General features: G+C 70.0%; 24 protein-coding genes. 9 read left to right on the top strand and 15 right to left on the bottom strand.

The annotated features are described in order from the left end of the window. Window positions 1-195 precede the first annotated feature (195 nt). The 7 genes from QSK30_RS23810 to QSK30_RS23785 form a co-directional block, all read right to left on the bottom strand. Window positions 196-525 carry a DUF2283 domain-containing protein gene (locus QSK30_RS23810; RefSeq protein ID WP_285505914.1) on the bottom strand — a complete coding sequence of 110 codons (330 nt, stop codon included), beginning with the start codon at window positions 523-525 and terminating at the stop codon, window positions 196-198. Then, the gene (locus tag QSK30_RS36985; protein WP_352231609.1) at window positions 515-751 is read right to left on the bottom strand and encodes a DUF4258 domain-containing protein; all 237 of its coding nucleotides are present in this window, start codon (window positions 749-751) and stop codon (window positions 515-517) included. The genes QSK30_RS23810 and QSK30_RS36985 overlap by 11 nt, the downstream gene beginning before the upstream one ends. Before the next feature lie 244 nt (window positions 752-995). Beyond that, the gene (locus tag QSK30_RS23805) at window positions 996-1163 is read right to left on the bottom strand and encodes a hypothetical protein (RefSeq protein WP_285505912.1); all 168 of its coding nucleotides are present in this window, start codon (window positions 1161-1163) and stop codon (window positions 996-998) included. 234 nt (window positions 1164-1397) lie between these two features. Beyond that, window positions 1398-1598, bottom strand: a complete 201-nt coding sequence (locus QSK30_RS23800) for an exodeoxyribonuclease VII small subunit (protein ID WP_285505911.1) — start codon at window positions 1596-1598, stop codon at window positions 1398-1400. Further along, complete coding sequence (locus QSK30_RS23795; RefSeq protein WP_285505909.1) at window positions 1595-2005, bottom strand: sugar ABC transporter substrate-binding protein; 411 nt, start codon at window positions 2003-2005, stop codon at window positions 1595-1597. Before QSK30_RS23795 ends, QSK30_RS23800 begins: the two co-directional genes overlap by 4 nt. Window position 2006: 1 nt before the next feature. After that, window positions 2007-3251, bottom strand: a complete 1245-nt coding sequence (gene xseA / locus QSK30_RS23790; protein ID WP_285505907.1) for an exodeoxyribonuclease VII large subunit — start codon at window positions 3249-3251, stop codon at window positions 2007-2009. Then, window positions 3248-3934 carry a lipid droplet-associated protein gene (locus QSK30_RS23785; protein WP_285505905.1) on the bottom strand — a complete coding sequence of 229 codons (687 nt, stop codon included), beginning with the start codon at window positions 3932-3934 and terminating at the stop codon, window positions 3248-3250. Before QSK30_RS23785 ends, xseA begins: the two co-directional genes overlap by 4 nt. Before the next feature lie 78 nt (window positions 3935-4012). Here QSK30_RS23785 and QSK30_RS23780 point away from each other — a divergent pair, with 78 nt between their 5' ends. Beyond that, window positions 4013-4984, top strand: a complete 972-nt coding sequence (locus QSK30_RS23780) for a 4-hydroxy-3-methylbut-2-enyl diphosphate reductase (protein WP_285505904.1) — start codon at window positions 4013-4015, stop codon at window positions 4982-4984. 561 nt (window positions 4985-5545) lie between these two features. Here the strand turns inward: QSK30_RS23780 and QSK30_RS23775 are convergent. Next, window positions 5546-6307: a DUF6542 domain-containing protein gene (locus tag QSK30_RS23775; RefSeq protein WP_285505902.1), complete on the bottom strand. Its 762-nt coding sequence runs from the start codon at window positions 6305-6307 to the stop codon at window positions 5546-5548. A gap of 165 nt (window positions 6308-6472) precedes the next feature. Continuing rightward, window positions 6473-7675, bottom strand: a complete 1203-nt coding sequence (locus QSK30_RS23770; RefSeq protein WP_285505899.1) for an MFS transporter — start codon at window positions 7673-7675, stop codon at window positions 6473-6475. 573 nt (window positions 7676-8248) lie between these two features. Between QSK30_RS23770 and QSK30_RS23765 the strand changes: the two genes are divergently transcribed. Then, window positions 8249-8377 (top strand): hypothetical protein, encoded by a 129-nt coding sequence (locus QSK30_RS23765; protein ID WP_285505898.1) that lies wholly within the window; start codon window positions 8249-8251, stop codon window positions 8375-8377. 465 nt (window positions 8378-8842) lie between these two features. Here QSK30_RS23765 and rmuC read toward each other — a convergent pair whose 3' ends face one another. Next, complete coding sequence (gene rmuC / locus QSK30_RS23760) at window positions 8843-9787, bottom strand: DNA recombination protein RmuC (RefSeq protein WP_285505896.1); 945 nt, start codon at window positions 9785-9787, stop codon at window positions 8843-8845. A gap of 140 nt (window positions 9788-9927) precedes the next feature. On the opposite strand from rmuC, the gene lanKC reads away from it, so the two are divergent. From lanKC to QSK30_RS23740, 4 genes are all read left to right on the top strand, one after another. After that, a complete protein-coding gene (gene lanKC / locus QSK30_RS23755) occupies window positions 9928-12339 on the top strand; it encodes a class III lanthionine synthetase LanKC (protein ID WP_285505895.1) in 2412 nt (803 codons plus the stop codon). A 25-nt stretch (window positions 12340-12364) separates the two neighbouring features. Further along, entirely contained in the window at window positions 12365-12496 is a 132-nt protein-coding gene (locus QSK30_RS23750) for a SapB/AmfS family lanthipeptide (protein ID WP_285505894.1), read from the top strand. Window positions 12497-12585: 89 nt separating this feature from the next. Then, window positions 12586-13728 (top strand): exonuclease SbcCD subunit D, encoded by a 1143-nt coding sequence (locus tag QSK30_RS23745; protein WP_285505893.1) that lies wholly within the window; start codon window positions 12586-12588, stop codon window positions 13726-13728. Next, entirely contained in the window at window positions 13725-16688 is a 2964-nt protein-coding gene (locus tag QSK30_RS23740; RefSeq protein WP_285505892.1) for an AAA family ATPase, read from the top strand. Before QSK30_RS23745 ends, QSK30_RS23740 begins: the two co-directional genes overlap by 4 nt. A gap of 481 nt (window positions 16689-17169) precedes the next feature. On the opposite strand, the gene QSK30_RS23735 is transcribed toward QSK30_RS23740, so the two are convergent. Next, the gene (locus QSK30_RS23735) at window positions 17170-18639 is read right to left on the bottom strand and encodes an AlkA N-terminal domain-containing protein (protein WP_285505890.1); all 1470 of its coding nucleotides are present in this window, start codon (window positions 18637-18639) and stop codon (window positions 17170-17172) included. A 133-nt stretch (window positions 18640-18772) separates the two neighbouring features. After that, window positions 18773-22000, bottom strand: a complete 3228-nt coding sequence (locus QSK30_RS23730; RefSeq protein WP_285505889.1) for a S8 family serine peptidase — start codon at window positions 21998-22000, stop codon at window positions 18773-18775. Window positions 22001-22394: 394 nt separating this feature from the next. On the opposite strand from QSK30_RS23730, the gene ychF reads away from it, so the two are divergent. Beyond that, window positions 22395-23474 (top strand): redox-regulated ATPase YchF, encoded by a 1080-nt coding sequence (gene ychF / locus QSK30_RS23725; RefSeq protein WP_285505888.1) that lies wholly within the window; start codon window positions 22395-22397, stop codon window positions 23472-23474. Window positions 23475-23513: 39 nt separating this feature from the next. Here ychF and QSK30_RS23720 read toward each other — a convergent pair whose 3' ends face one another. Further along, the gene (locus QSK30_RS23720) at window positions 23514-23672 is read right to left on the bottom strand and encodes a hypothetical protein (protein WP_285505887.1); all 159 of its coding nucleotides are present in this window, start codon (window positions 23670-23672) and stop codon (window positions 23514-23516) included. 38 nt (window positions 23673-23710) lie between these two features. Next, window positions 23711-24013 (bottom strand): hypothetical protein, encoded by a 303-nt coding sequence (locus tag QSK30_RS23715; RefSeq protein ID WP_285505885.1) that lies wholly within the window; start codon window positions 24011-24013, stop codon window positions 23711-23713. Window positions 24014-24126: 113 nt separating this feature from the next. Between QSK30_RS23715 and QSK30_RS23710 the strand changes: the two genes are divergently transcribed. Together QSK30_RS23710 and QSK30_RS23705 are read left to right on the top strand one after the other, a co-directional pair. Beyond that, window positions 24127-24948 carry an ATP-grasp domain-containing protein gene (locus QSK30_RS23710; protein ID WP_285505884.1) on the top strand — a complete coding sequence of 274 codons (822 nt, stop codon included), beginning with the start codon at window positions 24127-24129 and terminating at the stop codon, window positions 24946-24948. 32 nt (window positions 24949-24980) lie between these two features. After that, entirely contained in the window at window positions 24981-25646 is a 666-nt protein-coding gene (locus QSK30_RS23705; protein ID WP_285505883.1) for a Clp protease N-terminal domain-containing protein, read from the top strand. A 353-nt stretch (window positions 25647-25999) separates the two neighbouring features. Here the strand turns inward: QSK30_RS23705 and QSK30_RS23700 are convergent, their stop codons facing one another. Next, window positions 26000-26296: a 4a-hydroxytetrahydrobiopterin dehydratase gene (locus QSK30_RS23700; protein ID WP_285505881.1), complete on the bottom strand. Its 297-nt coding sequence runs from the start codon at window positions 26294-26296 to the stop codon at window positions 26000-26002. Window positions 26297-26459: the final 163 nt, after the last annotated feature.

The following is a 26459-nucleotide window of genomic DNA, read 5'->3' as shown; positions in this document are numbered from 1 at the left end:
CGCGGTTTGGCCCTTGGGGGTGAGCTGTGGCGTGTGCTTGGTGTGCGCTGGTGCTGGCGCTCAGTCCGCCCGCGTGAGCTCGGATTGGCACGTCGTTGACCGCAGGGAAGCCTCTGTGCGCTCGGGAACGGTAGCCGCGCCGCGATAGGTGCTGCCGTTGGGAGTCGCCAACGGCCTGTGGCGGGCGTGCCGCAGTTACGAGGTCAGGATGCGCGGTTGAGGCAGTCCGGGGCCGGCATGCGAGCCCGCGGCATAGGTGTTGGCTGGGCTCGACGACCTCAGGGCCTGCACCAGGACAGCGAGGGACTCGGTCCGGATGTGGTGCTTCGCGGCTAGTTCGTCCAGCGGCACGGAGATGTTCAGATCGAGGACCTCGATACCCACGGCCACATCGTGCTCGTCCAGGTCGACGACGATGCTGTCACTGAACTCAACGCTCCGGGTGACCGCGGAGTCAAGGAACTGAAGGTATGCGGCACCAGCCTCTTGATCGATCTCCAGCGAGATGCGCTGGCTAGTTGTCATCGTCGCCCCTCCACGCGGTCGTGATGATGAATCTCTCGGTGTCGCCATCCCTGTCCGCTGCAACAACGACCTTCAGACTACGTGTTCCAGCGTCGGCAATGCAGACCGAACTGGTGACTCCCACGATGCGAGTCCGATAGTCGGTCAGACAGGCCCTTACTTCACCCTCTGTGATATTCCGTTGGCGCATGCGTCTGCGTGCGTGCTGCGAGAACAACAGGTGCATCTCAACCCACACCCCCAGCCGCGACACGAACATCGAATGGCACTGAGCCGACGGTGTGGCCGTCGAGCTCGACATCGATGCTGCACGAGCCAGAGACTGAGACCTGAAATCCGAGGGGGAGGACCGTCGGGGCGTACCGTTTGCCCGGGTTCTCGGTCTCGAGCAGCCCGGTCGTGGCCAGGCCAGAGATCTCCACCTTCAGATCGTCATCACTCGGGGTGACGACACGCACCCCGAAGCTGACCTATGTCTTACCCTGTCCCAGTTCGAAACGCATGACCAAGTGCACCTGCTGGACCAGGCCGGGCGACCTGACCTCGATGCGATCGAAGCCGCCGCCGACGACTGTGAGCAGACCGGCGGAGTCCAACTCGGCGAATTCCGCCAACATCGCGAAGTCGAGGCTTGCCACGGCTGTCCCTCTCTCAGGCGTACTGCGTATTGTCTTCGCCGGGATGGTGTTACCCAGAGCGCACACCCCGTGACCAACGCGCTGTGATCGCGCGACGGTGATCGACTCTGTGGCGTGTTCACCAATCACGACGCGCCCGGCCGCCGACTCTGCCGAGTCTTCGGGCGATCAACAAGGGTGTTGTCCGCAGCGCATCGGGCCAACGGCGGATGCGACTAGTGCCGGTAGGCGGGGTCAGTCCTCGGCTTCGGCGGCGGCTAGGGCCGTCTCGACTCGTTCGCGGGCGCCTGCCAGGTGGCGGTCGCAGATCTTGGCCAGGGCCTCGCCGCGTTCCCACAGGGTTAGGGAGTCCTCAAGGGACAGTCCGCCCGCCTCCAGCTTCGCGACCACCGCGGCCAGTTCGTCGCGGGCCTGTTCGTATCCGGGTTCGCTCACCGGGTCGGGCTCCCAAGTCGGTTGTGGGCTCGGACCAGGGCGGTGGCGACCGCCTGGTCGTAGCCGATGAAGGCCTCGGCGAAGTCGGCGCCGTCGCGTTCGGCGACCGCTTCCTCGATCTCGGTGCGGGCGCCGTCGATGCGGGCCGGGTGGCAGGTCGTCTGCCACCACTGCTCGCCCGCGAACGCCGCCGTCGCTCGGGACAGCTCGCGCAGCCGGTTCGGCAGTTGGTGCCTGCCCGGGGCGTCGCAGCCCGCGAGCAGCGCCGCCCAGCACTCGGCCGCCGCCGCGTCCGCTCGGCGGGCAATGGCCTGGACCATTTCGGCGCCGCCGGTCTGGCGGCACACGGTGCCGACGGTGGACAGGGTCAGCGGGAGGAACGTGGGTTCCCTGGCGGGCCTGGCCACGCTAACTCCCTTCGGCAGCCGGTTCCCGGTCGCCGGTGACGACCGCGTGCAGGGCGCCGTCGGTGAGCCGGATGCGCAGGCGGGCACCCTCCGGCGCGTCCTCGGTGGAGCGGAGAACGCGGGGAGTCCCATCGGCATCGGTGTGCTGTACGACCGCATACCCACGGGCAAGAGTGGCGGCTGGCCCGAGGGTCGTCAAGCGGGCTCGCGTGGCGGTGAGCGCCGCCTTCTCCTCGGCGAGCCTGCCGAGCAGCGCCCGACGGCTCCGTTCGACCAGTGAATCCACCTGTTCGCCCCGGCGCAGCAGCGGCGTCAGCGGGTCGGCCAGGACCGGGCGGCTGCGCAGCTGCGCGAGCAGCCGGACCTCGCGGTCCACCCATCCGTGCAGTGCCCGCCGGGCCCGGTCGCGCAGCTGCCGCACCCGCGCGGACTCCTCGGCGACGTCGGGGACCACGCGCTTGCCCGCGTCGGTCGGGGTGGAGCAGCGCAGGTCGGCGACGTGGTCGAGCAGCGGGGTGTCCGGCTCGTGGCCGATCGCGCTGAGCACCGGGGTGCGGCAGTCGGACACCGCGCGGCACAGCGCCTCGTCGGAGAACGGGAGGAGGTCCTCGACGCTGCCGCCGCCGCGGGCGATCACGATGACCTCGACGGCGGGGTCGCGGTCCAAAGCGGACAGCGCGTCCAAGATCTGCGGCACCGCCAGCGCGCCCTGCACCGCGACGTTCTCCACCCGGAAGTCCACCGCGGGCCAGCGCGCCTTGGCGTTGACCAGCACGTCGCGCTCGGCGGCCGAGGCGCGGCCGGTGATCAGGCCGATCTTGGCGGGCAGGAACGGCGGGCGGCGCTTGCGGCGCGGGTCGAACAGGCCCTCGGCGGCCAGCAGCCTGCGCAGCCGTTCGATGCGGGCGAGCAGTTCGCCGATGCCGACCGCGCGGATCTCGTCGGCGCGCAGGCTCAGCGTGCCGCGGTTGAGGAAGAACGTCGGCTTCGCGTGCACGACGACCCGGGTGCCGTCGGTGAGCGGCGGCTCGTGGCTGCGGAGCATCTGCGTCGAGCAGGTGACCGTCATCGACACGTCAGCGGCCGGGTCGCGCAGCGTCAGGAACGCCGTGCCGGTGCCCGGGCGGGCGGAGATCTGGGTGAGCTGGCCCTCGACCCACACGGTGCCGAGCCGGTTGACCCAGTCGGCGATCTTGCGGGCGACGGTGCGGACGGGCCAGGGTTCCTCGGCGGTCGGTCCGGTCACGTCTGGTCGCGCACCGTGGCGATGCGGCGGGTCAGCATTCCCACGAACGAGGGGCGGTTGGCGCCCGCGCGCTCGTAGGCGAGCAGGTCCTCGAGGGTGTCCGCGGAGAACGAGCGCAGCCGAGCGCGCAGCTGGGCCAGGGAGAGCTCGTCGTAGTTGGGCACGGAGTCCGGCGCGGTGCTCGCTTCGCCCTCCTGCTCCCACGGGTCGGCGACGTCGACTACGACCTCGGTCACGCCACCCTCGGTGACGGGCTCACTCAATCGCGCGATCTCGTCTGTGTCATCAGCATCATCGGTGTCGTCGAAGACAGCGGTCTCGCCTGCCGGGTCGGTCTCGTCCTCGAGGTCCTCGTCGAAGTCGGCCAGGTCGTCCTCGGTGACCCGGTCGAACGCCGGGCGGGACGCGTCGTAGCCGGCGGCGGTGGTCTCGGTGTCCTCGGAGTCCTCGTCGAAGGTGGCCCACTCCGGGCTCTCGTCGGCCGGTCGCAGCGCCGCCAGCGCCTCGTCGCCCTTGATGGCCAGCTCGGTGACGTGCTGCTGCACCCGCATCGACACCTGCAGGGCTTGGCTGGCCACGGTCACCGGCAGCCCCGCGATCCGGGTCGGCAGGTCGCGCGCGCGTTCGACCGCGGTGACGGCGAGCCCAGCCGCCACGCGCAGCGGCAGGGGGAGAGACTTCATGCCCCTAGCCTGCCTGAGTCCGGGCGTTCTGCACAGCGAGGCCCGGGCCACACCGGGCCGCGCCGTACCCTGGACGGCATGAGTGCCCCCACCAAGCGCGTCCTGCTGGCCAAGCCGCGTGGCTACTGCGCCGGTGTCGACCGGGCGGTCATCACCGTCGAGAAGGCGCTGGAGACCTACGGCCCGCCGGTCTACGTGCGCAAGGAGATCGTCCACAACCGCCACGTCGTCGAGACCCTGCGCGAACGCGGCGCGATCTTCGTCGAGGAGGCCGACGAGGTCCCCGAGGGCGCGCTGGTGGTGTTCTCCGCGCACGGGGTGGCCCCGGTCGTGCACGAGCAGGCGGCGGCGCGCAACCTGCGCACGATCGACGCGACCTGCCCGCTGGTCACCAAGGTCCACTTCGAGGCGAAGCGGTTCGCCAAGGACGACTACGACATCCTGCTGATCGGGCACGAGGGCCACGAGGAGGTCGAGGGCACCGCGGGCGAGGCACCCGAGCACGTCCAGCTGGTCGACAAGGCCGAGGACGTGGACAAGGTCGTGGTGCGCGACCCGGCCAAGGTCATCTGGCTGTCGCAGACGACGCTGTCGGTCGACGAGACGATGGAGCGCGTCGACCAGCTGCGCGAGCGGTTCCCGGGGCTGCAGAACCCGCCGTCGGACGACATCTGCTACGCCACGCAGAACCGGCAGGTGGCGGTGAAGGCGATGGCGCCCGCGTGCGAGCTGGTGCTGGTGGTGGGCTCGCAGAACTCGTCGAACTCCAAGCGGCTGGTCGAGGTGGCGGTGCAGGCCGGCGCCCGGGCGTCGTACCTGGTGGACTACGCGCACGAGGTGTCCGAGTCCTGGTTGGAGGGTGTGACCACGGTCGGGGTGACCAGTGGGGCCTCGGTGCCGGACACGCTGGTGATGGACCTGCTGGCCTGGCTGGCCGAGCGCGGGTACGCCGATGTGGACGAGGTGACCACGGCGAACGAGAAGATCGCCTTCGCCCTCCCGCCCGAGCTCCGCAGGGACCTGAAGGCGAGCAAGGAGAACCCGGCCTGAGCTGGAACGCCGAGACCGGCCCCCGTCCCTGGTGGACGGGGGCCGGTCTCGTGTAGAACGCCCGGCCAGTCCGCCTCAGCGGGCGCGTTCTGGGGCGGATCAGAATCAGGGAGGTGGGCGATCACTGCTCCGAGGGCGGGAGTGGACGCCGAGTTCCCGGAGGGCGGTGGCCACGTGCTGCTCCCCTGTCCGCGCTGAGAGGACGAGGCGGTGCGGCGTCGTGATCACGCGGCCTGCGTGATCACCGGTCGGCCTGGGTTGTCGCTATCGGTGCGCTCCACTGCGGGAGCGGTCCGAAGGGGCGCACCCGGGCCAGCCGGCAAGGTCCTTGGCGCAGAGCCACTTTCGCGTGGTGACATCGGTATCGGCGGGAGTCTTGACGGTGGCGACACTGTTTGGGCCAGCGGTCGGCTGCGGCGCGATGGTGTCCGTTTGCGCCTGACATGCCGTCGCGTGGGGGGCTCGGGCCGCTCGTCGGGGCTGCACGGGCACATGTCCGCGGTGATCGAGTTCAGCTGCCTGTGGCGTGATCGGGTCGCGCAGCGGCCGTTCTGGGGGGCCTCAGCGGTCGTCGGGGCGTGGTCGGCGCACCGGGGGTTTGCGGTTGGGGTCGCGGGGCTTGCGGTCGCCCGTCCGGGGCTCGCGGTCCGCGGGACCGCCCTCGCGAGAACGCGCGGGGTCGCGGGGCTTGGCCGGGCGGTCGGAGCTCACGCGCTCCTTGGGCGGGCGCTCGCCCGCCGGGCGGTCCTTGGCGGGGGCGCGGTCCTTCGCGGCGGCCGTCCCCTCCCTGCCCGCCCGGTCGGCCGCGGGGCGGCGGGCGGCGGGCTTGTGCTCGCCGACCGGGCGCTTGCGGACAGCCGGGTTCGGGTCGCGCTGGATGAACAGCCGCACGACGCCGAGCACGACCGTGATGCCGGTGGCCAGGGCCATGGTCGGGAAGTTGCTGGTCAGCGGGAAGGCGACCGAGAAGATCAGCTGCTTGAGCCCGCTGCCGGACTTGCCCGGCGCCAGCAGGACCAGCGACCCGATCGCGGTCACCGCGAACACCAGCGGCGGCTGCACCATCGGGCCGAACAGGTTCCGCCTGCGCACCAGGCAGATCGCCGCGACGCAACCGACCAGGTACGAGCCCTGGTAGATGGTGCCGAGGGTGTCCTTCAGCTGGATGTCGATCACGGCCGCGACGGCGGCCAACCCGAACGCCAGCAGTACCGCGCCCCACCAAGGCAGTCCACGCGACCTGCCGAGGATCGGGCGCTCGTCCCACGCGGGATCGGCGTGGTCATCGTCAAGATCGCTCCGGCGATCGCGTGTCGCGGTCACGCCGGTACACGTTAGTCCGTCACCTGGCCTGGCCCGCCACCGTTGTCCCCAACCCGCGGTCGGGTCCACCCGTTGGCCTGACATCGACGACGGATTGTTGGGGTGTTTGTCCGGATCTAGCCCGATCGTGGGATGCTCCCGGGTTGATCAAACGCCGTAGGTGGGCTACCGGTTGCCCGTGGTGAGATTCGCGTCTTCCCCGGTGACGGCGTGGCGGGGCAGCTTGCGGGCCAGCCACGGCAGGGCGGCGGCAGCCGCGGCGGCGGTCGCGGCGACGATGATCCACGGCAACCACGTCGCGACCGCGAAGAGGGCGACCACACCGGGAGCGGCTATCCCGGCGGCGGTGAACGCGTACTGGAACGCGGCGAGGTGACGCCCGCGCGTTGCGCGCGGGGCGGCAGCTTCAGCAAGTGCGTTGGCTCTCGCGCTGATCACGTTGGCCGCGACCAGCACCAAGGTGGCGGCTAGGAGATACGGGGGACGCCACGCGGCCGGTAGCGCAAGAGCCGCTAGGGAGGCCAACGCCCATAAGAGGTAGAGGGCAGCCCCGATGGCCATGGACGTCGTACGCCAGAGCTTGCGGGTCAACCGGATCGCTAGCGTCGCGGTAAGAGTGCCGACGGCGGTGAGCAACGTGAGCATGGCGCCAGGCAGCCAGGCGGGTCCGTGCAAGATCTCGACAACGTAGACGGGGATGCCGACCAGGAAGAAGTCCACGGTCAGTCCGAAGAGGGCCGTGACACCGATCAAGGCAAGGAACGGCCGGTTGCGCCAGACACTCACCGGCACGTCTGTCGAGGGGTGCGGGGGAGTTTCCGGCAGGAAGAGGAGCAACGCGCCTGCGGCGAGGAACGTGATCCCGTCGATCGCGATAGCGAGGCTGTAGTTGGTGAGCAGGCTCGCGCTGAACGCGCCGAGGCCGAACGACGCGCCGCGGACGATGCTCGCGACGGCGAAGGTCCGGTCCTTCGGCCCAGGACCCGCGCTGTCGGCGATCAAGGCGAACACAGCGCTGTAGAACGTCTGCTGCCCCATCGCCAGGAGTGCCGCGGCTAAGAGGACGTGGATAGCGCTACCAGCGATCAGGTAGGTCCCCGCGCCCGCGGCTTGGAGGAGCTGGGCGCCGATCACCACCCGACGCGGACCAACGCGGTCGACCAGCCTGCCTGCGAGAGGTGGGGCGCAGACACCGAGGAAGGTGCCGATGGTGATCGCGGTGCCCGCGGTGGCCAGGGGCAGGCCGATCACCTGGATGGCGTAGAGGATCGGGAGCGGCAGGAACAGACCCGAGCCGAAGTTGTCGACGCCGAGGGCGACCAACAGCAGTGGCGACGAGCGGCGGGGTCGGGGATCGGCTGGGCTCATGGCTTCCTCGAGTGGTGGACGTGCTCTCGATCTTGGCGGATTGACGGCTGGGCGGGGTGGAAGGGGATCGGCCAGGCGGCGCGGAAGATCGTGGGTGGGTTGACCGGTGGTGGTGGTGCGGGGCAGGCGGGCAAGACGAGGGCAGGGCGAGGTGGCCTTGGCGCGGCAAGCTGGCTAGCGGGGAAGAGCGGGATTGGGTGGGCGGCCGGCGGGCCTGGGCCGGTCAGGCGGCGGGGTAAGGCTGGCTTGGCGACCGGCGGGGCAGTGGGCGGGCAAGCTGAGGGCAGGGCGAGACGGCTTTGGCATGGCAAGCCGGGTTGGTGGGGAAAGGCGGATTGGTTGAGCAGCGAGTGGGCCCGAGCTGGCCGGGCGGCCATGTAGGCCGAAGTGTTGGTCGGCCGGGTAAGGCTGTCGGGCGGGGACGCTGAGCTGATCGGGTGGACAGGTCGAGCCAGACACGGCTGGTCGGCTGGAGCTGGCCGGAAGCGGCGGGGAGGCAGGAGCCGGCTGAGCTAGGCCGAGCCGCGCAAGGCCCCGGCGCGGCTGGGACGGGTCTGCGCCGCACAGAGTTGATTGGTAGAGCTGGAGCTGGCCCGGCAGAGCTTGCCCAACCGGGTCGGCGCCCGGCACTGGGTGCTGGTCGAGGTCGAGGATGCCTACCTCGCCGCCGCACGGCAGCCCACGCACGCTCCCGCGGGCTAGAACACCGGTGGGGTGGGCTTCCCCTTGCCGGGATGTCCGCCCGACCGGGTCGGCGGAGATGGTTGGTGGTGTTGGAGTTGGGGTGGGCGTCAGGTCTCGCGGGCCGGGCTAGGAGCTCGCAGGGCTGGCCGAGCTTGGCAGCCAGGGGGATAGAGGCAGAGCCGGCTGGCACGGCTGGGGCGAGTCGAGGTGGTCCGGCGGGACTGGTCAAGGTGTTGGCCGGGTGGAGATGGTTGGAGTTGGGTGGGCGTCTGGTCTGGCGGGTGGGGCTGGAGGACCGTCCTGGTCGGGTAGAAGTGGCTGGCGGCGAGGGGCAGCCCAGGCGGAGCTGGTTGGCCGGGCTGGAAGCGAGTCGAGGTGCCTGGCAGGGCTGGCCGGGTGGAGGTTATTGGTGAGCTGGGCGGCGTCGACCTGGCCGGCCGGGGGTGGGGCTCGGTGAGGTGGTCCTGATCAAGCCCCGGTCGGCTACTCGAAGGGGATTTGGTCGTGGCCGTTGGGGGATACGGCTGTCTCCTCCGCTCGGCGCAACGCGGGCAACGGGGCTGGTGTGGCGGCGGCCTCGCTGAGGGGGGACACGTTGGAGCGGAACTGTTCCAGCGCGTCCAGTTCACGGCGGCGGGCGGAGAGGAAGCGTTGGAGGTGGGTGCTGGAGAGGTTGACCGCGTCGATCGCTGAGGAGGCGGCGCGGTGGGCTGATTCCGCCGTGGAGCGGACAGCGGCTACGTCGGCGACGATGGTGCGTTCGGTGGCCGCGAACATCGCCGCCGAGGCGATCACGGCGAAGCCGGTTGGGCCGCAGAGGAAGATCCGGCGGTCCAGCAACCACGTGAGCAGGGTGGGGTCGGTGTCCAGGGCGGCGACCACGGCGGCGTCGGAGGGGACGAACATGACCGTCCCGTAGATCGCGTCTGCCCAGCGCTGGTAGCCCTTTCCGGCTAGCTCGGCCGCTCTTGAGCGGATGTTGCGGACGTGCACGCGCAGGGCGTCCAGGCGTTCGTCGGCGTCGTCGGTCTCCACGGCCTCCGCCCAGGTGGCCATGCTCATCTTGGCGTCGACCGGGACGCGGCGGTCGTCGCCGACGACCAGGAGGAGGTCGGGGCGCACCGAGCCGCCGCCCGCAACGTCGGTTTGGAGGGTGTAGTGCAGGCCCTCGCGCAGCCCCAGTGCCCGGGCGGTCTCCACCAGGACCTGTTCGCCCAGCTCACCGCGGCCGCTGATCGAGGCGAACGCCACCTCGTAGCGCCGCAGCGCCAGCTGGCTCGCGTCCGAGCGACCGCGTTCGGCGGCGACCTCCGCGCGCGCGGTGTCGGCGCGGCGCAGCGCGTCGGTGTAGAGGCGCCAGAACAGGCCCGCCGCCGCTACCAGCAGCAGTACGAGCACCGCGACGATCGTGCCGAGCACGGCGGTCACCGGCAGCCTCCAACCACGGGGGAGTCCCCCATCACGAAACGGAACCCTGCGCGGACAGATCGTAAACGCCCGGCCCGACAAGATCAGTCAATCCGGTGACGTGGCGCGCGTGATCAGGGCCGATGTGATGGGCTCGCCGCGTGTCGAGCATCGGTCGCTACGAGCCGTTCTGCCTCGCCGACCGGTTGTTCTACGACCGGCCCGCGGTCCCCGTCGCGGCCGAGTTCGTCGTCCCGCTGCCCGCGGGCTGGCTCGAACACCGCACGGGCGACTGGCGGATGGTGCTACCACCGCGAGCGGAACTTCCTGATCAGGGCTGGAAAATCCACGTGTCGGCGACCTTGGGCAACGCGCCCAGGGTGTTGCGCGCGGTGGCGCGCTACTGCGTCGACAACGCCATCCCGTTCAAGCACCTGCGTTCCGCGGCGGTCCAGCACCGGCGAAACGCCAAGTACGCCGCCCGCGCCGCCAGCGGCAAACTGATCGCCATCTACCCCGCCGACGAGCGCCAGCTGGCCGACACCCTCGCCGCGCTGGGCGAGGTTCTCGTCGGTGAGCCGGGTCCGCACGTCCTCAGCGACCTCCGCGTCGGCGACGGCCCGCTGTACGTGCGCTACGGCGGTTTCACCGAGAAGTGGATCACCCACGAGGGCGCCCGGGTGCTCGCGGTGACCACGCCCGACGGAAGCCTGGTACCGGACGTGCGCGCACCGATTTTCTGCCTTCCCGAATGGGTGGATCTTCCGGACTGCCTGCGCCCGCACTACGCGGAGCGCGGCGGGCCGCCATTCCCGTACACAGTGGACAGAGCGCTGCACTTCTCCAACGGTGGTGGCGTCTACCTGGCCACCCGCGACGGCAGGCAGGTTGTGCTCAAGGAGGGTCGTCCGCACTGCGGACTTGACCGCGACCGCGTAGACGCCGTCACCCGCCTGCGCCACGAGTACGAGGTGCTCACCCGGCTCGCGGGCATCGAGGGTGTTCCTGAGGTGTACGAACACTTCCACGTCTGGGAGCACCACTATGTCGCCATGGAGCACCGCCCGGGTATCCCCCTGGGGAAGTGGTTGGCGCGCAACTACCCGCTTACCAGGAAGTCGACAGCGCAAGAGGTCGCTGATTACACAATCCGCGCGGTAGCACTGCTCGACCGCATAGAGGCGCTTGTGGCGAAGGTGCACGAACGCGGCATCGTTTGTGCTGACCTGCATCCCCGCAACATCCTGGTAGACGGCGATACGGTCAGCCTCATCGATTTTGAGCTAGCACTCCCGACCGACCACGACGGCAGGCCCGCGCTCGGCGCACCGGGGTTCCAGGCTCCTGCCGACCGGCGCGGCATCGCCATCGACCAGCACGCGCTCGCCGCGCTCCGGCTGTGGATCTTCCTGCCGCTGACGACACTGCTCGACCTCGCCCCCGGTAAATTGCCCGGCCACGTCACGGCGATCGAGCGCCGATTCCCACTGCCCCCAGACTATGGCGACCGCATTCGCCGAGCGATACCAGCAACGGCTATAGAGCCGGACATGGACGATCTGGCTAAGAGCATGGCGGTGGCCATCTTGGCTAGCGCGACTCCTGATCGCGCGGACCGCTTGTTCCCCGGCGACATAGAGCAGTTCGTAACCGGTGGCGCTACCTTCGCGCACGGTGCTGCCGGGGTCCTCTATGCGCTGGATGCCGCAGGTGCCGGGCGCTACCCCGAGCACGAACGATGGCTCCTGGACTACCTGAAGCGCCACCCACCACAACGTCCGGGCTTCTTCGACGGCGCGCACGGCATCGCGCACGTCCTGCACCGTTTCGGCTACCGCGAAGAGGCAGCCGAGTTGATCGCGCGCGCCGTGCCGCCGATGGACGACCACACCCTGGGCAGCGGCTTGGCGGGCATCGGCCTCAATCTGCTGCACTTCGGCGACCTCGCGGGCGCGATCGCCCTGGCTGATCACTTGGCCACCGCGCTTCCCGCGGCCGACCCGCCCGGCAGAAAGGGCCGAGCGGGGCTGCTGCACGGCTGGTCCGGCCCCGCGCTGCTCTTCATCCACCTCTTCGAGCGAACCGGGGACAGCGGCTGGCTCGATCTCGCGGACACCGCCCTCAACCGCGACCTGGACGAGTGCGTGCCCACCCCCGGCGGCGCGCTCCAAGTGCGCGACGGCACCCGCACCCTGCCCTACCTGGCCATCGGTAGCGCCGGTATCGCGGTCGTGCTCACCAGACTGGCCAGGCACGCACCGGTCACCCGGCTCGACCCCCTCCTCGACGCCTGCGCGGCCGAGTTCGTTGTCCAGTCCGGCCTGCACCTCGGCCGGGCGGGGCTGGTCACCGCGCTGGCCTTGGCGGGTCGGCCCGTCGACCTGACGAGCCTGGCCTGGCACGCCGTGGCGCACGCGGGCGGCACGGCCTTCCCCGGTGATCAGCTGCACCGCCTGTCCATGGACCTGGCCACCGGCACCGCGGGCGTGCTGCTGGCCACCGCCACAGCCATATCCATATCCACAGCCACCGCGCTCGACGCGGGCCGCCCCGGTCTCCCGTTCCTCACCTGATCACCAACACCGAAGGAGAATCCTCATGGAAGCCGTCCTCGCCCTCCAGGCGCTCGATCTCGACCCGGACCTCGACGCGCTCACCGCGGCCGAGGGGAGCCAGCTCAGCCTGCTCGTCAGCTGCGACGCGAGCGGTGTGTCCCTGCTGCTCTGCTAGCGGCCGCCCGGACGTCGACCCGCCCGAACGGGCGTTCGAACGGCGTGCCTCCCCCGATCGGGGGCAAGATCGGCCTACCGTGGCCCGCCATGCGGGTGCTGCACACCTCCGACTGGCACGTGGGGCGCACGTTCCACGGCCGCGACCTGCTCGCCGAGCAGGAGGCGGTGCTCGGGGGCCTGGCCAACCTGGTCTCCGACGAGCGGGTCGACGTCCTCGTGGTGTCCGGCGACCTCTACGACCGCGCGGTCCCGTCCGCGGAGGCCGTCGAGGCGTGCGCGTGGATCCTCGCCCAGATCGCCGAGGCGGGCGCGCAGATCATCATCACCCCCGGCAACCACGACTCCGCCCCCCGGCTCGGGGCGTTCGCGGGGTTCGCGCAGGCAGGCGGGTTGCACCTGCGGACCACCATCGCCGAACTGCACAAGCCGGTAGTGCTACCGGACGAGCACGGGCCGGTCGCCTTCTATGGCATCCCCTACCTCGAACCAGAGCCTGCTCGGCACGTCCTGGGTGACCTGGAGCTGCGCGGCCATGCGGCCGTCCTCGGTGAAGCCATGCGGCGGGTCAAAGAGGACCTCCAGACACGTAAGAGCCGGTCGGTAGTGCTAGCGCACGCGTTCGTCATCGGTGGCGAAACGAGCGATTCCGAGCGCACGATCGCCGTGGGCGGTGTGCCGCACGTGCCAGGGTCGCTGTTCGACGGCATCGACTATGCCGCTCTAGGGCACCTGCACGGCCCGCAGGTCCTCGCCGAGCACTTGCGCTACTCGGGCAGCCCGCTCGCCTACTCGTTCTCCGAAGCGCGTCACCGCAAGTCCGTGTGGTTGGTCGAGCTGGACGAGTCCGGTCTCGCGGGGGTCGAACGCCGCGAGTTGCCCGTGCCGCGGGCTCTTGCCACCGCGCGGGGCGATCTACAAGAGCTGCTTACCGAGCCGCGGTACGAAGACCTCGTCGAGAAGTTCCTCTCAGTCGAATTGACCGATCCGGTGCGCCCGATAGACGCCATGCGCAGGTTGCAGGAGCGTTTCCCGCACGCGGTTCACCTCGACTGGCGTCCGGAGGGCGGTAGGCCTGTCGCTCGCCGGTACACCGAGGCGGTGCGCGGTCGTTCCGACGAGCAGGTCGCGTGCTGCTTCGTTGAGGACGCCCGCAAGAGCGCACCCACCAACGCGGAGCGTGCCCTCTTGCGGGAAGCGCTGGCTGCTGTCGCCGGGAAGGAGCCGGAGTGAGGCTGCACCACCTCGAGCTGTCCGCGTTCGGACCGTTCGCTGGGCACGAGACGGTCGACTTCGACCGCTTGGCCGCTGAGGGCCTCTTCCTCCTCCACGGCGACACCGGCGCCGGTAAGACCACCGTGCTCGACGCCGTGGCGTTTGCCCTCTTCGGCGCTGTCCCGGGAGCGCGCGCCGAGGCTAAGAGGCTTCGTTGCGACTACGCGGACCCGGATACGCATACCGAGGTCACCCTTGAGCTGACCGTGCAGGGGCACCGGCTGCGGCTGACCCGGAGTCCCGAGTACGAACGTCCCAAGCGCCGCGGCGGCGGTACCACCAAGCAGAACGCCAAGGCGTCGCTCACCTGGGTCGGGACCCCGCCCAGCGGCCACCGGTCCGAGGGCGTCACCCGCATCGACGAGGTGGCCCGCACGGTCGAGCGGCTGCTCGGCATGACCAAGGACCAGTTCTTCCAGGTGGTCCTGCTGCCGCAGGGTGAGTTCGCCCGCTTCCTCCGGGCGTCCACCGAGGAGCGCGAGCACCTGCTGGAGAAGTTGTTCGGCACCCAGCACTTCGAGCGCGTGGAGAAGTGGTTCCGCGAGCGCCGGGTGGAGTGCAGGCGCGTGCTCGAGGAGACCCGCTACGACAGCCGGGAGCTGCTGGCCCGGTTCGTCCAGGCCGCCGGGGTGGAGGCGCCTGAGGACTCGGACCTGTTGTGGCTCAACGGGATCGTCCAGTCCGCTGAGAAGGCGGACCAGGACGCGGCCAACGCCGAGGCGGACACGAGGGTGCGGCTGAGCAAGGCGACGGCGGCGTTCGACGACGGCCGCGACCTGGTCAAGCGGGTCGACCGGGTGCACCGGGCGGTCAACGGGCTCGCCGAGCTGGCCACGCAGGCGGGTGAGCGGGCGCTGTGGCGCGACGAGCTCTTGGCCGCCCAGCAGGCGATCCCCGTAGTGGCGGCCGAAGATCTGCTCCGCAAGTTCGAGCAGGCGGAGGAGCGGGCCGAGCAGGCAGTGCGTGAGCGCGTGGACGCGGCTGCCGCCAAGGGGTTCGAGTCCGCGGACGTTCCGTTGCCCTTGCTGCGCCAGCAGGTTGGGCAGCTGCGTGAAGAGGCGGGCGGGTTGGCTGCCCTGGTCGCTGAGGCTGAGCGGCAGTCGGCCGACAAGCGGCGGCTATCTGTGCTGGTCGAGCGGGCGGAAACTGTTGCCGCACAGGCGGAACAGGCGTCCGGTCGGATGCGGTTGTTCCCGGATCGCGTGGCGGACGCGCGGGAGCAGTTGGCGCGGGCGGCCACCGCGCGGGCTGCCCTGGACGGGTTGCGGGTGCGGCGGGACGAACTCGACAGCGCGTTGAAGGACCAGCGCGCGCTGCCTGGCAAGGCCGAGGCGCTGCGAGGCGCGGAGGCCGAGCACCGGCGGGCGGTCGACGCGCACCAAGCGGCCCGGGATCTGTTGCAGGAGTTGCGGCAGCGGCGGCTTGATGGGATGGCGGCCGAGCTGGCAGCCGGGTTGGTCGACGACGCGGCCTGTCCGGTGTGCGGGTCGGTGGAGCACCCGGCGCCCGCGCACGCGGTGTCGGCCGCGGCGACCGAGGCGGACGAACGCACGGCCCTGGCGTCTGAGCAGCGGGCGTTGCGAGCGCGGAACTTGGCTCTGGAGAAGGAGAATCAGGCTCGAACCGCCGTTTCAGTGGTGACCGAGCGGTTGGTGGCCTGGGATGGCCAGGACTTGGCGGTTGTGCACGCGCGGGCGTTGGCGGAGTTCCGGGCGGCGCACGATCTCGCGGCTCGGCACGACGCGTTGGCCAGTGGGCTGGCCGGGATCGAGCGCGAGCTCGAGGCGTTGCGGGACTCGCACGCGAAACTGGAGCGGGAGACCGTGGGGCTGGGTTCGGAGGCCGCCGAACTGCGCGCGACCATCGAGCTTCGGCAGTCCACTTTGGACGCTGCGCGGGGCGGTCATGCCGATGTGGCTGCTCGGCGGGTGCACCTGTTGACGGTCGTCACCGCTGTTGATGCCTTGATCGACAGGCACCAGGCCGCGCGGGTGGCTCGGGAGCGGGTGCTGGAGCAGCGGGACGCGTTGGCGGACGCGGTTTCCACCGCGGGGTTCGGTGATCTGGCGGAGGCGTTGGGGGCGGCGCGGGCGGACACGGTGATCGAGAAGCTGCGGGAGCGACTGGACGAGGCCGACACGGCTTCGCAGCAGCACCGCGCGACGTTGGCCGATCCGGAGCTGTTCGGCATCGAGGCTGATCTCGAGGTCGACCTGGCGCCGCTGTCCGAGGCGGTGCTGGTGGCGCAGGAAGCTTCTCGGCGGGCCGCGGGCGTGGCCCACGAGGCCGGACGGCGGGTGCGGGAGGTCGTCGAGCTGGGTGGGCGGCTGCGGGCGGCCTGGGAGTCGTTGGCGCCGCTGGAGGCCGAGTTCGCCGAGTTGGACGCGCTGACCGACGTGGTCAACGGGCGGGGGCAGAACAGCACCCGGATGTCGCTGCGGTCGTACGTGCTGGCCGCGCGATTGGAGGAAGTGGCGGTGGCCGCCACGGAGCGGCTGCGGTTGATGACGCAGGGGCGGTACGCGTTCGAACACAGCGCCGAGGCCGGGGCACGGGGGACCCGAGGCGGGCTCGGGCTGGACGTGCTGGACGACTACTCGGGGCAGACCCGGTCGGCGAAGACGCTGTCCGGCGGGGAGTCCTTTGTGGCCTCACTGGCACTGGCCCTCGGGTTGGCTGACGTGGTGGCCGCGGAGAGCGGGGGCGGGGCGCTGCTGGACACGCTGTTCGTGGACGAGGGGTTCGGATCGCTGGACTCGGGGACGCTGGACGAGGTCATGTCCATCTTGGACGACCTGCGGGATGGGGGGCGGGTGGTGGGGCTGGTGTCGCATGTGGACGAGATGCGGCAGCGGATCCCTACTCGGTTGCTGGTTTCGAAGGCTCGGGGTGGGTCCTCGTTGGCTATCAGCGGTTGATTCTTGCTCTTGGTTTGGGTGTGGGCTCGGTGTTGCTGTCTTCGTTGCGCGGGTCGCGAGGGTGGGCTCGGTCTGGTGGGTTTTGCGGCTCTGGGTTGCCCGATTTTCGAGCGGGGCTCGATCTAGTGAACTCGCTTCGTGTGGGGCCCCTAGAGCACCGCGGTGGGAAAGAAGGGCGGGTGAAGGGCATTCCCACCACACGGCGAGTTTAGCGGTGCTCTCCCCCCACACGAAGCGAGTCCACTAGATCGAGCATCCGTAGCGGGGCCGCCGGTACCAGCGTGGTCGGGATCCTGTTGCGTACCAGCCGGGGCCGTGTGTGTGTGGAGGGAGGGGGGCTATCCGCCGTGGTTTGGTGGGTGGATTCAACTTCGGTCTGGGAGCGGGGGTCTGCCCAGGGGTTCGCGAATGCTGTGGTTGTGCCGATGGTGGTTCGTTGATCTTTAGGTTCTCGCTCTGACTCTGAGTTTGCTCTTGATCGTCACTGTGGGATTGCCCGTGCGGCTGCTTGCCAGAGGTGCATTCCGGCGTAGGAGCGCCAGGGTCTCCATGCTCTGGAGTGTTCCGCCAGGGTCTCCATGCCTGAGGGGAGGCCGAGGATCTTGGCGCCGTTTCGCAGTGCCACGTCCTGGGGGAGTAGGACGTCTGGATCGCCCAGTAAGCGCATCACTACGTAGCCCGCGGTCCAGGGGCCGATGCCCGCGTAGGTTTGGAGCTTGCTGCGTAATGCCTCCGCGTCGACTCCCACGTGGAGTTCTATGTCGCCGGACGCGATTGCCGCGCAGACCGACCGGATTGTTTCGACTCTTCTTGCTGGGCCGGTGAGGATTTCCGATGCTCGCTCGGCCACTGCCGCCGCTGAGGGGAAGAGGGTGGTGAGGTCGCCTTCGGGGGTGGGGAGGGGTTCGCCGATGGCGTCGCTGAGGCGGCGGGTGGCTGTTCTGGCGGCGGCGACGCTTACCTGTTGGCCCAGCAGGGCGCGGACCACCGTCTCAGTGCCGTCGACGCTGCCGGGGACCCGGATCCCCGGTGTCAGCGCCACCGCTGAGGTGAGGGCTGGGTCGGTGGCCAGGACGCCGTCGATGGCGGCTGGGTCGGCGTCCAAGTCGAACAGTCGGCGGAGTCTGGACACCGCTGTCGACAGGTCTCGCAGGTCTGCCAGGCGGAGTGTGCATTCGAGGTGGGTGCCTGCCGGGCGCAGGTGCGCGGTCGCGCTGCCGTGCGGGAGGCGCAGCGTTCGGGCGTAGCGGCCGGGGCGGCTCGATTCGACGCCGGGGATGGAGCGGGCGGTGAGGAAGGCGAGTATTCCGGCCGCGTCAAAGGGGGTTCGGACGGGGAGGCGCAGGGTCACGCGGCCCGCCGTCGCGGTTTGGCGGGCTCGGCCCGCTCGTTGGGCGGCCACGCGCAGTTCTGACGGGGTGGTGGCGAAGACGGCGCGGATGGTGTCGTTGAACTGGCGGACGCTGGCGAAGCCGGACGCGATCGCCACATCGGACACCGACATCGTGGTGGTCTCGATCAGCAGTCTGGCCGTGTGCGCGCGGTGCGCCCTGGCCAGCGCCAACGGGCCCGCGCCGAGCTCGGCGGTGAGCACCCGGGTGAGGTGGCGTTCGGAGTAACCGACCCGGCGGGCCAGGCCCGGAACCCCTTCCCGCTCCACGACTCCGTCCATGATCAGGCGCATCGCGCGGCCCGCCAGGTCGCCGCGCAGGTCCCACTCCGGGGAGCCGGGGACGATGTCGGGCAGGCACCGGCGGCACGCGCGGTAGCCCGCCTGCTGCGCCGCGGCGGCCGTCGGGAAGAACTCCGCGTTGCGCCGCCGCGGGGCGATCGACGGGCAGGAAGGCCTGCAGTAGAGCCCGGTTGGTCGAACGGCGAGGAAGAACTGACCGTCGAAGCGCGCGTCGCGGGAGACGACCGCGCGGTATCCCTGCTCCGGGTCGATCAACACCCGACCATGCTGCCGGCGCGCGTCCGGAAGATCTGGCAGGAAAGAGACATGTGGTTCGGGACCGGCAAAAGAGGCGGGGGCCCGCCGCGAACGGCAGGCCCCCGCTACTTCGATGAGCGTGGTGTTCCAGGCGCTACGAGACCGCCTGCACCACCACGTCGCCCGAGCCGACGAGCACGTTGGCGTCGGTGCGGACCTCGACGTTGCCCAGCAGCACGCGGCCGGCGGCCGGTGCGATGTTGGCGGTGACCGAACCCGGCACCGTCCACTGGGCACCCGCGGCGCGGTTGGCGTTGGTGTCGGTCACCGACACCGAGCCGAACGCGCTGTTGGTGAAGACGTCCAGGTAGTCGTAGGTCGTCGTGCCCGCGGGGACCGCGTAGCCCTGGACCAGGACCAGCCAGGTGCCCGCCGCCGGGTTGGCGATGGTCACCTCTTCCTCCGAGTCGCCGTCGGCCGACTGGCCGGCCAGCACGCAGGAGCCGCTGGTGCAGTTGTAGACCGCGAGGTCCAGGTCCGCACCGGCGTCGGAGGTCTTGCCGATCTTCGCGCGCAGCGAGGTCGAACCGGCGGTCACCACGACCGGGTATTGCTGGTTCTCATCCGCGGCGATGCTGAGCTGGCCGCGCTTGGCCGAGCCGAGCGAGGTGCCGGTCGCCTTGCCGGTGAACGGGCCGAAGAGGTTCTTCAGCGTGTACGACCGGGCCACCGGGGTACCGGCGGTCGCCGTGGCGATGGTGTCCGGGTTCGGGCTCACCGAGGCACCCAGGACCGAGGCGGTCAGGGTGTACGGCGCGAACGCGGTGTCCGACGTGCGCCGGGCCTCGACCACGACCTCCCAGACACCCGCCTGCGGGTTGCTCAGCGTGCGGCTGGTCGGGCTGCCCAGGTCGCAACCGGCGACCGGCGGGCTGTAGCAGTTGGTCGAGGCGTTGGCCTCGATGCCCACGCCGTAGGGGTGGAAGCGCAGGAAGCGCAGCTGGCCCGCACCGGCACCGGTGCCGCCGCCCTGCAGGTCCACCTTGAACGCCGGGGTGTTCGCCGGGACGCGGTAGAAGTACTTCACGACCTCGTTGCGGCCCAGCTGGCCACCCTTGCGGACGGTGAAGTTGTTCGCCGCGGTGAAGTCCTCGGCCGCGATGACGGTGTTGAGCGTCTGCGTCTCGATGCCCGAGGTGAGCGGGCTGTCGAGGTTCAGGATCGCCGAGTGCACACCGGTGTCGCGCGGGTTGACGTTCACCGTGTACTTGACCGCGCTGCCCTTGGGCAGCGTGACCACCGGCGGGGAGTTGAACGTACCGTCGTTGCCCACCCAGTTCGCGAAGTAGGTCACCGGGTAGTTCGGGCCCGAGGTGCGGGTGAAGGTGTAGGTGCGGGTGTAGCGGTCGCCCGCCTTGACGCCCTCGCGGTCGTTGATGCCGACGCCGACGCCCGGGGTCTTGAGGAACGACGACAGGGCGGTGTTGACCGGCACCGACGCGGTGATGTCGGTGGTGGCCGGGTTGCTCTTGAGCAGGTTCCAGGCCTTCTTGGTGTCGATCAGGCCGTTGCCCTGCTCGTAGGCGCCCAGACCGCCGATGAAGCGCGCGGTCGACTTGAACGCGGTGCGGATCTGCGCGGCCGAGTGCGAGACGTTCTTCGCCTTGGCTGCGCTTACCAGCAGCGCGGCCGCGCCCGCGGCCTGCGGGGAGGCCATCGAGGTGCCGTTGAACTGCGCGTAGCCGGGGGGCAGGGGGTAGGTGCCCGCCACCGGCTGGCCCAGCTGCCAGGTCGGCACGGTGGAGATGGCCGAACCGGGCGCGACGATCTCGGGCTTGAAGCCGCCGTCCTCACGCGGGCCGCGCGAGGAGAAGCCGTGCAGGCTCTCGTTGCGGCCGAGGTCGGAGCCGTAGTTGCTCTTCCAGGTCTCCTTGGTGATGTAGGAGCCCACGGAGACGACCTTGTTCGCCACCGACGGGTCGCCCACGGTGTTCTCGCCCGCGCCGGAGTTGCCCGCGGAGATGAACATCTGGACGTCGTAGGTGTCGATCAGCTTGTCGTAGAGCTCGGCGCGCGCGTTGTTCGCGTCGTTGAGCGCGGGCAGGCCACCGATCGACATGTTGATCACGTCGACCTTCGCGTCGCGGGCGGCGTAGATCATGCCCTCGAGCAGCGCGTGGTTGGTGCAGCCGGTGATGAACAGGCAGACCCGCACCGAGACCAGCTTGGCGCCGGGCGCCGCGCCGTTGACGGTGCCGCCGAAGAGGCGGTTACCGGCGACGATGCCGCCGACGTGCGAGCCGTGCGCGCCGGAGACGATGCCGATGTTGACCACGTTGTTGGCCACGTCGGTCTGCACGACGAACGGCATGGACTCGCGGACCGGGGTGGCCGGGTTGTCCTTGCCGAAGGTGCCGGTGTCGTACTTGACCTTGTAGTCGGTCATCGGCTTGTCGTCGCCGAAGTTCTTGTTCTGGTTCGTGTCGACCCAGACGGTGCCGGTGGTCGGGTTCCACAGCACGCCGAACAGGCCGCTGCTGCCCGCCGGGTTGCCGTCGCGGTCGACGTCCGAGCCGACCTCGCCGCCGAGGCGGGCGTCGCGCTCGTTGAACACGCCGTAGCGCAGCTCGCCCGACTCGCCCGGCAGGCCGTTGGCCGGGCCGGTGGTCGGGGTGGACATCTGGATCCACGTCGGGTCGTCGTCGTTGTTGACGCCGTTGGTGAAGGTCGGGTCGGTGTAGGTGACCCAGTCGGTGATCTTGCGCTCGCCGGTGCTCGTCTTGTTCAGCGACGGGTGGTCGAGGTCGACGCCGCTGTCCACGATGGCCACGGTGGTGCCGCGGCCGTCCCAGGTCGGGTGCTCGTTGACGAACTGCGCGGCGTTGGTGTCACCGGTCGGCATGTACGGGTTGACCCGCGGCGTCGACGGCCCGGGCGCGGGCTGCGGCGTCGGGTCCACGGCCCCGGTCGGCCGGGGGTCGGGGAGCGGGACGTTCTCATCGAGGTCCAGCGCGGAGACACCGGGCAGCTTGGCGAGCTTCTTGACCTTGTCGACCGGGACCTCGGCGCGCACGTAGCCGATGTCGTCGTCGCGGTACTCGACCTTGGCGCCCGCCTTCGACAGCTCGTCGACGTGCTTGGCGCTGTCCCCCTCCTTGGTGGAGATGAGGACCTTGACGGTCTTCTCGCCTGCCTGCTGCGCCTTCGTCAACAGCTCCAGGTCGTGCTTGCCGATGCCGGGGCCGCCCTCCTCGGAGGGGGCCGCCGGGGCGGGGGCGGCGGTGGCGGACGGGATCGTCGCCAGCATGACGCCTGCCACCGCGGTGGTGAACGCCATGCCGAGGGCGATCCGGCCACGTAAGCGGCGTTGGGGTTGAGTCATCCCACTTCCTTCTTCCTCAGCGGGTGAGCTGGGCGCGCGCCTGGAACCTCCGGTTGGCGGACGACAGCAGGGCGCTCACGGAGTGTTGTTTGCGGGTGACCTGGTGACTAGCGTCCATTTGGGCTAATCCTTGCGGGGAGATCTAGACTCTTTGGCACGGAGTGTGCATGCATCGCCGCAAGGGGTCAGCTTGTTACCAAGCGAATGGGTGCTGTGCTGCGTATGTACAGCCCCCGACATACATCGTTTAGTAATCAAAACTGGGAACGGTGTTGGTAACTATTTCGCACACGTCCGGGTCTAGATCCCGACGATGTGCTGATCCACGGTCACTCGCTGCCGCTAAGGCAGGCAACCGACCCCGGCCGCCGACCGGTCCGTAGACTCGGCAACCGTGAGTTTGACCCTCGGGATCGTCGGCCTGCCCAACGTCGGCAAGTCCACCCTGTTCAACGCCCTGACGAACAACGACGTGCTCGCCGCGAACTACCCGTTCGCGACCATCGAGCCCAACGTCGGCATCGTCGCCCTGCCGGACCCCCGGCTCGACAAGCTGGCCGAGGTGTTCGCCAGCGAGCGGACCGTGCCGGCGGTGGTGTCCTTCGTGGACATCGCGGGCATCGTGAAGGGGGCGTCCGAGGGTGCCGGGCTGGGCAACAAGTTCCTGGCCAACATCCGCGAGGCCAACGCGATCTGCCAGGTCATCCGGGTCTTCGACGACCCGGACGTGGTGCACGTGGACAACCGCGTCGACCCGCTCGCCGACATCGAGACGGTCAACACCGAGCTGATCCTGGCCGACCTGCAGACCCTGGAGAAGGCGGTCACCCGGCTGGAGAAGGAGGCGCGCACCCGCAAGGAGGCCCGCCCCACCCTGGACGCCGCCGTCAAGGCGAAGGACATCCTCGACGGCGGCCGCACCCTGTTCGCCGCCCAGGCCGAGCTCGACCTGTCGCTGCTGCGCGAGCTGAGCCTGCTCACCACCAAGCCCTTCCTCTACGTCTTCAACGCCGACGAGGCAGTGCTGACCAACGACGAGCGCGTCGCCGAACTCGCCAAGATGGTCATGCCCGCCGACGCGGTGTTCCTGGACGCGAAGGTCGAGTCCGAGCTGCTGGAGCTGGACGAGGAGTCGACCCGCGAACTGCTCGAGTCGGTCGGCCAGACCGAACCCGGCCTCAACGCCCTGGCCCGCGCCGGCTTCCACACGCTGGGTCTGCAGACCTACCTGACGGCGGGCCCGAAGGAGGCGCGGGCGTGGACCATCCCGCAAGGCGCCACCGCACCGCAGGCGGCCGGGGTCATCCACTCCGACTTCGAACGCGGCTTCATCAAGGCGGAGGTCGTCTCGTACACCGACCTCATCGAAGCGGGCTCAATGGCGGCGGCGAAGTCGGCGGGCAAGGTCCGCATCGAGGGCAAGGAATACATCATGTCCGACGGCGACGTGGTCGAGTTCCGCTTCAACGTCTGAGCTGGCTCGCGGACCTGGGTCGTTTACCAGGCGCGCTGGTCAGTGGGCATCAACGCCCTTGTCGTTGAGGTACTCGCGGGCTGCTTCGAGTAGTTCACCGTGGTGTTCTTCCAACCGGGCGAGGAAGAGAACCCGAGCGTCCTCCGCGATCACGTAGCGTCCGTCGCGACGGACGAATGGCCGGGCGCTCTTCGGCACGCCCCACGTCCGTGTTGCAGCCTTCCCCAGGGATCCGATCACACTCGGATCTGCTCCGGGCCACGGCCGATGAATGCCCCGAGGGTGGGGGCGGTAAGCGTGCCTGACTTCGCGCAGGCGACAAGGCTGACCAGGCTCCGCGCCTCGGCAGCGAGGTTCGGGAGGTACCTGCGAACCCGGGCGGCAGTCCAGTCGCCTTCAGCCACAATGGGCGGGGTTACCTCGTCGTCGAGTTCCACTGCCGAGTCTTCGGGCGCGGGTACGTCAAACGTTCCCGATACGGCGGTCAGCACCGCGTCCAGGTCGTCTACATCGGGATCGAAGGAGATGGTCACGTTCATGGCGCTCCTTTTGTCTTTGGTGTCACCGAGTCGCTTCACAGTTGCCTTCTGTTACATCGGGACTGGACGATCTAGGCTGACGCGGGGCTAGCTGTCGTCAGGTAGGAGCTGTGGTGACTAACGCGCTGGGCGGGGTCGTGGGTGCCGACGCGATCAGTGGTAGGCAGTTCGTTCGGCATGTGGACTCGGCGGTGGCCGGGCTCGGTGGGCGGGTGGAGTGGCACAGCGGGCACTGGGTGGCCGAGATCTCCCTCGGTCCGGTGCGCCGGTTCGTGATCGGGTACGCGTTCCCGCTCAACAACGTGGCGTCGGCGAAGGTGGCCGACGACAAGGTCGCGACCTCGGTTGTGTTGGGGCGGGCCGGTGTCGAGCGCGTGGAGCACCACCTGTTGCGGCCCGGGTGGGGTGGGTCGCCGGAGGTGGACTGGCTGCGGGAGTTGCCCGTGGTGGTCAAGCCGAATGTCGGGTCGGCGGGGCGCGGCGTCCACCGGGCGCGCACGCTCGATGAACTCGACAAGGCGTTGGCGGAGTTGGTTCCCGACTATCCTGCGTTGGCCTGGTCGCCATTCCTGGATGTCACCGATGAATACCGCACCGTCTTCCTCGATGGGGAGATGTTGCTCGCCTTTCGGAAGGTGCGGACCAATCCGGACGAGTGGCGGCACAACCTGCACCACGGGGCCGTGCCGGTGGTGTGCACCGACCAGTCCGAAGTGGACCGTCTGGCCGCGCTCGGGCGCGGTGCCATGGCGGCGCTGGGACTGCGGTTCGCCACCGTCGACATCGTCGGTACGCCGGGTGGGGATCGCGTGCTGGAGGTCAACAGCGGGGTCTGCCTGGAGCGCTTCGGCAAGCACAGCCCGGACGGGGAGCGGCGCGCCCGGGAGGTCTACGCCCGTGCGGTCGCCGCGAGCCTGGCGTCAACCGAGGGTTGACGCTGAGCGAGCGTCAACCTAGAGTTGACGGCATGACCGCAACCCCCAGGCTCGACGACCTCATCTCCGCCATCGAGAACCGGCACGACGACCCGCTCAGCCAGTTGACCGACGCGGTGGTGCTCGGGCAGCACCTCGACGAGCTCGCCGATCACCTGATCGGCCACTTCGTCGACCGCGCGCGCCGGTCCGGTGCCTCCTGGACGAACATCGGGCAGAGCATGGGCGTGACCAAGCAGGCCGCCCAGAAGCGTTTCGTGCCAAGCGAACCCGCCACCGCCGAGGGGGACCTGCGGGTCTTCGCCCGCTACGACGACGCCGCCCGGTCGGCGATCGTGGAGGCGCAGGAGGTGGCCCGGCGGGCCAAGTCCGGCGACATCAAGCCGGTGCACCTGCTCCTCGCCCTGCTCCGCGACGAGTCGCTGGCTGACCTGCTCGACGTGGCCGCCGCGCGGGCGGCGCTGGAGGGCGGGCTGGAGACCGGCGACGCCGAACTCGTCGGGCACATTCCCTTCGCCGGGGCGAGCAAGAAGGTGCTCGAACTCGCCCACCGCGCGGGGTTGAGCCTGCAGGACGAGCACATCGGGCCCGAGCACCTGCTCCTCGGCGTGCTCGGCGTCCCGGACGAGCCGCAGATCTCCGCGCTGGGGCTCGATCGGGACGGCGTCCAGGCCCGGGTACGCGCCAGGACCGAGTAGTCGCCGGCGTGGGCTCGGCGGCCGGGCGAGCGCGGTGAGGGGCGCCGAGGAAGCTGCGGTGCCCGGAGTCCGCAGGCGTCATGCAGAGCCGAGGCAAACGCGGTGTGGAGCCCGGAGTTCGGACGTCGTGCGGAGCCGAGACTGGGCAGCGCGGTGTGGCGCCCGGAGTTCACGGACGTCGTTCGGAGCTGAGGTTGGGCAGCGCGGTGTGGAGCCCGGAGTTCGGACGTCGTGCGGAGCCGAGGCTGGGCAGCGCGGTGTGGCGCCCGGAATCCGCAGGCGTCGTGCGGAGCTGAGGCCGGCCGCGTGGAGCGGCGGTGCGGCGCCCGGAGGTTCACGGGCGCCGCGACTGCTCACGACCGGATCGCGTCGACCACGCCGTCGATCTCGCGGGCCAGGGACACGTCCAGCGCGGTGATCCCGCCCGCCGAGTGTGTGCTGCACCGCAGCGTCAGGGTTCGCCAGCGGATGTCGATGTCCGGGTGGTGGTTGTCGTTCTCCGCGATCTCGGCGACCCGGTTGACGACCTGGATCGCCTGCGGGAAGTCGGCCAGTTCCACCGTCCGGACCAGGGCGCCCTCGTCCAGGTTCCAGTCCGGGAGGGTGCCCAGTGCCTTGCCGAGGTCTTGTTCGCTCAACAGTTCAGCCATGGTGTCATCCTCCCGCGCGGCGGGCGCGTACGCTCGGCACCGCCACGGGAGTCCGGACACGCGCCGGGCTGAGAGGAGGGCACGCGTGCCCTCGACCGTCCACACCTGATCCGGATCATGCCGGCGCAGGGAGGGCCTCGTGGTGCGCACGCTGCGAGGAAGG

This window comes from Actinokineospora sp. NBRC 105648 (assembly GCF_030269645.1).
GTDB lineage: Bacteria > Actinomycetota > Actinomycetes > Mycobacteriales > Pseudonocardiaceae > Actinokineospora.
This window is presented reverse-complemented; position numbering and strand designations above follow the sequence as displayed.